Origin of the sequence: Microcystis sp. M_QC_C_20170808_M9Col (genome assembly GCF_007095495.1) — a bacterium.
In the GTDB taxonomy this organism is placed as follows: domain Bacteria; phylum Cyanobacteriota; class Cyanobacteriia; order Cyanobacteriales; family Microcystaceae; genus Microcystis; species Microcystis aeruginosa.
Map to the genome: position 1 here is coordinate 1 of NZ_SFBZ01000264.1, position 6,223 is coordinate 6,223.

The window sequence follows — 6,223 nt, forward strand, 5'->3', positions numbered from 1 at the left end:
AATAAATCATTTTTAAATCCACAGCAAGAACAGAGTTTTGTACTCGGATAAAACCTGTCAACTTCTACAAGTTTTCCTCCCTCTCTTTTTAGCTTGTAGTCCAAGAAATTAAGCAACATCCCAAAACCAGCGTCATGTATTGACTTGGCTAATTTAGTCCTTGCTAACCCTTTAATACTAAGATTCTCGGCTACAACGATTTGGTTTTCATCGCACAACTTTCTGGAGAGTTTATGAAGAAAATCTTGTCTAGTATTGGCTATCTTTTCGTGAACCTTGGCTACCTCCTTAATGGCTTTTTGGCGATTATTAGACCCCTTGGCTTTACGAGACAATGCTTGTTGTCTCCGCTTTAAACGTTTAGCGTATTTTCTGGTAGGTTTGATTGGGTCAACCTTGTAGGTTGTTTCACCATCAAAAACCGTAACCAAAGAAGATAAACCCAGGTCTATCCCTGATATTTTTAGTTTTTCAATGGTTGTTGAGTCATCCATCTCAAACAAGATGGCAGCAAAATATTTATCTGTACTGGTTTTAGAAACAGTTACCGACTTAATCTGACCATTTATTACTTGAGAAATCTTAGCTTTTACAACCCCTAATTTAGGTAGTTTAATTCCCTTATTTCTAATTGAACAACTTTCAGGATAACGGATTGATTGTTTTTTATGCTTACTTTTAAACTTAGGGAATTTTGTTCTTTTTGAGAAGAAGTTCTTAAAAGCAGATTCTAAGTTTTTCAATGATTGCTGCAAGGTGGCGGCAGTAGCCTCAGCTAACCATTCAAAATTAGGTTGTTTCTTGAGTTGGGTAAGGTCTTTTGCCATGTCACAGTAGGTCATTCCTTTACCCGTCTCTAGGTACTGATTGTTAGTTTTATTTAAGTAGTAATTCCAAATAAAACGAACGCAACCAAAGTTTTTAGCTAGGGCTAGTTCTTGTTCTTTGTTTGGGTATATTCTCACTTTTAAAACATTTAACATCAGCCTGAACCCATCTGTGTTATTTTCTTAGTGTAACACTTACCGCTTAAATATGTCAAGCTAATACATCCCTTGAGAATCAAGACTTTCCCAATAAGGAAACGCTGTCGCGTTAGTTTAGATTCTGGTGGCAATTCATCGTTACGTTAATTTCTGGTATATTTTTGATTAAGGAGAAATTTAACGGGAGTCCTCTTGCTCCATTTAGATAGACTATAGGACTTATTGTGACATTTTTAGGAATATCTATGGGCATCGATCGCAGAGAGTTTCAGCAGCGTCGTCAGCAGGTAATGGAAAAAATCGGCCATGGAACCGCAATTTTTCGCAGTGCGCCCATGGCGGTCATGCACAATGACGTAGAATACACCTATCGTCAGGATAGTGACTTTTTTTACCTGACAGGATTTAATGAACCCGATGCGGTGGCGATTTTAGCACCCCATCACCCCGAACATCAGTTTATCCTGTTCGTACAGCCAAAAGACCCAGAAAAAGAAACTTGGACCGGCTATCTCCACGGTGTGGAAGGAGCAAAGGAGATTTTTGGTGCTGATGAGGCCTATTCTATCCAAGAATTGGAGGAAAAATTACCCCAATATCTCGAAAAAGCCGAAAGAATTTATTATCATCTCGGACGGGACAAAACTTTTAATACAAACGTTCTTAATCACTGGCAAAAATTAATCGCCACTTTTCCCCGTCGCGGCACTGGACCGACTGCTTTAGAGGATACTAATTTTATTCTCCATCCTTTGCGCTTGCTGAAAACCGCAGCCGAATTGGACAATATTCGCAAAGCCACCGCTATTTCGGCCCAGGCACATAATCGGGCCAGAGAATTCACCAAAGTTGGTCACTATGAGTATCAAATTCAAGCGGAAATTGAGCATACTTTTCGCCTAGAAGGGGGTATGGGTCCTGCTTATCCTTCTATTGTTGCTAGTGGTGCTAATGCCTGTATTCTGCACTATATCAACAATGATCGCCAAGTACAAGAAAATGAGCTTTTGTTAATTGATGCCGGTTGTGCCTACAATTACTATAACGGTGATATTACCCGCACTTTTCCCGTTAATGGTAAATTTACCCCCGAACAAAAAATTATCTATGAAATTGTTCTGGAAGCTCAATTAAAGGCGATTGAAGTGGTAAAAACTGGTAATCCTTATAATCTTTTTCATGACACAGCCGTGAGAACAATTGTGGAGGGATTAGTGGATTTAGGGCTATTGTTCGGCGACATTGATGAGATAATTAAAGAGGAAAAATATAAGCCTTTTTATATGCACAGAACTGGCCATTGGTTAGGATTAGATGTCCATGATGCAGGAGGTTATAAAGTTAACGAAGAAACTTGGCAAACTTTGCAGCCCGGTCATGTTTTAACCGTGGAACCGGGGATTTATATCTCCCCCGATATTAAACCTGCTGAAGGACAGCCGGAAGTGCCAGAAAAATGGCGGGGTATCGGTATCCGTATCGAAGATGATGTGTTAGTTACTGCCACAGGAAATGAGGTTTTAACTGCAACAGTTCCCAAAAAAGTTGAGGATATCGAATCTAAGTAAAAAGCTCGGTGTTAAAAATTGTCAGATTCCCCCCTAACTTATTAAGGGGGTATCAAAGGCAAAATTTATCTTCAAAGGAGATTCAATTAAGTTTTTTCTAGAGATTATCATGATTGCTACCAAAGAAAAATTATATACCTTTGCGGAATATTTAGATTATCGGGACTCCACAGATAATAAATACGAATTATTTAACGGAGAATTAATTTCCATGCCTCCCGCTAGTGGCTTTCATGCTTTGATACTTAGATATATATTTAAGGTGTTAGAAAGGGAAATAGAGAGGCTACAATTAGACTGGCAAGTTATGCCCGCTACGGTGGGAATTCGCACCGATAAAGCTAAATCGAGAATTCCAGATTTAATGATTTTAACTGCTGAACAATGTCAAGAGATTAGAAATATGACCACAGCAGTGATTGAATTTCCTCCCCTGTTAGTTGTAGAAATTGTTAGCCCGGGTAATGCCGATGATGACTACCGTTATAAACGTTCAGAATACGCAGTGAGAGGCATTCCTGAATACTGGATTATCGATCATATGGCTCTAAAAATATCAGTTTTAACCCTGATTTCGGGATTTTATGAACTGGCAGAATTTAATCAGGAAGATAGAATAATATCGGTGACATTTCCCGATTTACAATTAACTCCTCAAATGGTCTTTGCACAGTAGCATTATTAACGATTATGACTATCCCCTTAGACATCCAACAACGTTGCCAACAACTAAAAACAGAACTACAAAGAGCCAGTTATGCTTATTATGTTCTTGATGATCCTTTTATACCCGATAGCGTTTATGATCAACTTTATCGGGAATTAGAGGACATAGAAAAGCGTTATCCCCAATTAATCACCCCCGATAGTCCCACCCAAAGAGTCGGGGATAAAATCTCTAGTCAATTCGTTTCTGTCCGTCATAATATTCCCCTGTATAGTCTCGAAAATGCCTTTAACCTCGAAGAATTAAATAAATGGGGCAACCGTTGGCAAAGATATGTAAATGAAACCCAAGACACGGAATATGTGTGTGAATTAAAAATCGATGGTTCCGCGTTAGCTTTAACCTACGAAAACGGCTTTTTAGTCAGAGGTGTTACCAGAGGGGATGGAGTCACTGGCGAAGATATTACCCCCAATGTGCGGACAATTCGCTCTATTCCTTTACGCTTAAATATAGATAATCCCCCAGCAATTGTGGAAGTGCGCGGCGAAGCTTTTTTACCCCTCGATACCTTCGATAAAATCAATCAAGAAAGAGAAGAAAAAAGGGAATCTCTCTTTGCTAATCCCCGCAATGCGGCAGCGGGAACCCTACGACAATTAGATCCGAAAATAGTTGATAAAAGACGCTTACAATTTTTTGCCTATACCCTGCATTTAGACGATAACAATATCACTACTCAATGGCAATCCTTAGATAGATTAGAAACCCTGGGATTTCTGGTTAATCCCCACCGTCAACTCTGTCCATCCCTGCAAGAAGTGGCGCAATACTATCAAGATTGGCAAGAAAAACGTCATCAATTAGCCTATATGACCGATGGTGTCGTAGTCAAAATCAACGATTTACAGCGACAAAATCGGTTAGGATTCACTCAAAAATTCCCCCGGTGGGCAATCGCTTTAAAATATCCTGCCGAAGAAGTCCCCACGGTAGTTAAAGATATTATCGTCAACGTGGGACGCACCGGTGCGGTTACACCCATGGCGGTGATGGAACCGGTACAGGTAGCAGGAACCACCGTACAAAGGGCTACTTTACATAATAGCGATCGAGTGGCCGAATTAGATATCCGAGTCGGTGACACGGTAATTATCCGCAAAGCGGGGGAAATTATCCCGGAAGTGGTGAGAATCCTGCCAGAATTGCGTCCTCCCCAGACTTTCCCCTTCCAGATGCCCACTAATTGCCCTGAATGTCAATCTCCCCTAGTTCGTCCGGTGGGGGAAGCGGTGACGCGCTGTGTCAATAGTTCCTGTCCGGCGATTTTGCGGGGAAGTGTAGTACACTGGGCTAGTCGCGATGCCCTCGATATCCGGGGATTAGGGGAAAAAGTGGTGATTTTGCTGATTGAACAGGGATTAGTTACCGCCATTTCTGACCTCTACAGCCTCGAAAAAACGGAAATTGCCAAATTAGACCGAATGGGCGAGAAATCAGCCTTAAATTTAATTACAGCTATGGCTCAGAGCAAAAATCAAAGCTGGTCGAGGGTACTTTATGGGCTAGGGATTCGCTATGTGGGCAGCGTTAACGCCAAAATTCTCGCCGAAAGTTTTCGGACTGTGGAGGAGTTAGCTAACGCCAGCGTGACTAATTTAGCCTCTGTCTATGGTATCGGTGAAGAAATCGCTCAATCGGTCTATGATTGGTTTAGAATCGAGGCTAATCGGGATTTAGTCGCTAAATTACAGGCGGCGGGTTTACAATTGGCTGCGGCAGCAAAAACCACCACCACGAAAGCGACTTTAGCAGGGAAAACCTTTGTGATTACTGGCACTTTACCAACTCTCAAACGGGAGGAAGCGAAAGAATTAATCGAAAAAGCTGGGGGGAAAGTGACCGGTTCTGTGAGCAAAAAAACCGATTATTTACTGCTAGGAGAAGCGGCGGGTTCTAAGCTAGAAAAGGCCCTAGAATTGGGCATTACTCAGCTAACCGAAGCACAATTACTCGAATTAATCAAGGCTTAAAAGCTTAAGATTGGAGCAAATCTGCCGAAGCATTAAGTAGAGTCTGCGGCAACAAGTTTTTCGGTGGGGGTAGGGTGTGGCCCCCCCAACCCCCCCGACATCGGGGGGGCAGGTGGGGTGTAGGGTTTTACTGATTTTGAGGGGGTCAATTACCCAATTTTCAGGGAAAAAGTACCTGAATTTTCCCCCCGATCACTCCCATATCTGGTACTTTTTGGAAACCAAAAAGTCTAAAAGTCTTATACAACAAGGTTTTTAGATTTATTCAGCAAACCCTAGATAGCCTTATTAGTGTCAAAATAGACCTGCCAATAGTTATCGTTAGTGCAATAGGGACGTACTGCCAAGAGAGGTCCGGAGGGATTAAATTCTAAAATTTCCACATCGGGGGCGGGATTAGTCAAAACATTGGGGATACGGCCAATTTTATCCTTTAACAGGGCGATCGCTTCTTGGACATTTACCCCGTGACTTAATTGAGCAGTCAGATCCACACGACGATAGGGATTAGCAGAAAAATTTTGAATATTACCAGAAAAAATGCTGTTATTGCCGACTACAGTTCTAATGTTGTCAGGAGTGTTGATAGTAGTCGCAAATAAACCCAATTCCTCCACCGTGCCAGTTATACCTGCTGCAGAGATAAAATCGCCCACCTTGAAGGGACGGAACATGACTAAAAAAGCCCCGGCGGCAAAATTGGCCAACAGCCCCCCCAAGCAGCCCCGATCGCAATACCAGTAGCGGCTAAAAGTGCGGCAAAAGAGGTGGTTTCAACGCCAAAAAAGCCCAAAATCGCCACGATCAGGACAACTTGCAGGGCAATGAGGATGAAAGAAATGATATATCTATTGACATCCTCGCCGCCGTAAAACGGACGGCGATTCCCAAACCTCACGATTTAGGTTTCTGCTTCTTTCCCTTGCGGGGTTCCGCACCTGCCTTAACAGATTTACTCTGTTCTGGTCT

The 6,223-nt window shown here is 42.1% G+C and carries 6 protein-coding genes; 3 read left to right on the top strand and 3 right to left on the bottom strand.

Annotated elements, in window-relative coordinates:
- Positions 1 to 983: RNA-guided endonuclease InsQ/TnpB family protein (locus EWV68_RS15995; protein ID WP_287170381.1), on the bottom strand; the 983-nt coding region annotated here is incomplete at its 3' end.
- Between the two features lie 248 nt (positions 984 to 1,231).
- Between EWV68_RS15995 and EWV68_RS16000 the strand changes: the two genes are divergently transcribed.
- The 3 genes from EWV68_RS16000 (at position 1,232) to ligA (ending at position 5,254) form a co-directional block, all read left to right on the top strand.
- Complete coding sequence (locus EWV68_RS16000) at positions 1,232 to 2,554, top strand: aminopeptidase P N-terminal domain-containing protein (RefSeq protein WP_287170382.1); 1,323 nt, start codon at positions 1,232 to 1,234, stop codon at positions 2,552 to 2,554.
- Between the two features lie 109 nt (positions 2,555 to 2,663).
- On the top strand, positions 2,664 to 3,230 hold the full coding sequence (locus tag EWV68_RS16005) for a Uma2 family endonuclease (protein ID WP_287170383.1): 567 nt from the start codon (positions 2,664 to 2,666) through the stop codon (positions 3,228 to 3,230).
- A gap of 14 nt (positions 3,231 to 3,244) precedes the next feature.
- Positions 3,245 to 5,254: an NAD-dependent DNA ligase LigA gene (gene ligA / locus EWV68_RS16010; RefSeq protein ID WP_287170384.1), complete on the top strand. Its 2,010-nt coding sequence runs from the start codon at positions 3,245 to 3,247 to the stop codon at positions 5,252 to 5,254.
- 275 nt (positions 5,255 to 5,529) lie between these two features.
- Here the strand turns inward: ligA and EWV68_RS16015 are convergent, their stop codons facing one another.
- Both EWV68_RS16015 and EWV68_RS16020 read right to left on the bottom strand, forming a co-directional pair.
- Positions 5,530 to 5,961, bottom strand: a complete 432-nt coding sequence (locus EWV68_RS16015; protein WP_287170386.1) for a mechanosensitive ion channel family protein — start codon at positions 5,959 to 5,961, stop codon at positions 5,530 to 5,532.
- Positions 5,931 to 6,152 carry a hypothetical protein gene (locus tag EWV68_RS16020; RefSeq protein WP_287170387.1) on the bottom strand — a complete coding sequence of 74 codons (222 nt, stop codon included), beginning with the start codon at positions 6,150 to 6,152 and terminating at the stop codon, positions 5,931 to 5,933. The genes EWV68_RS16015 and EWV68_RS16020 overlap by 31 nt, the downstream gene beginning before the upstream one ends.
- Between the last annotated feature and the right edge of the window lie 71 nt (positions 6,153 to 6,223).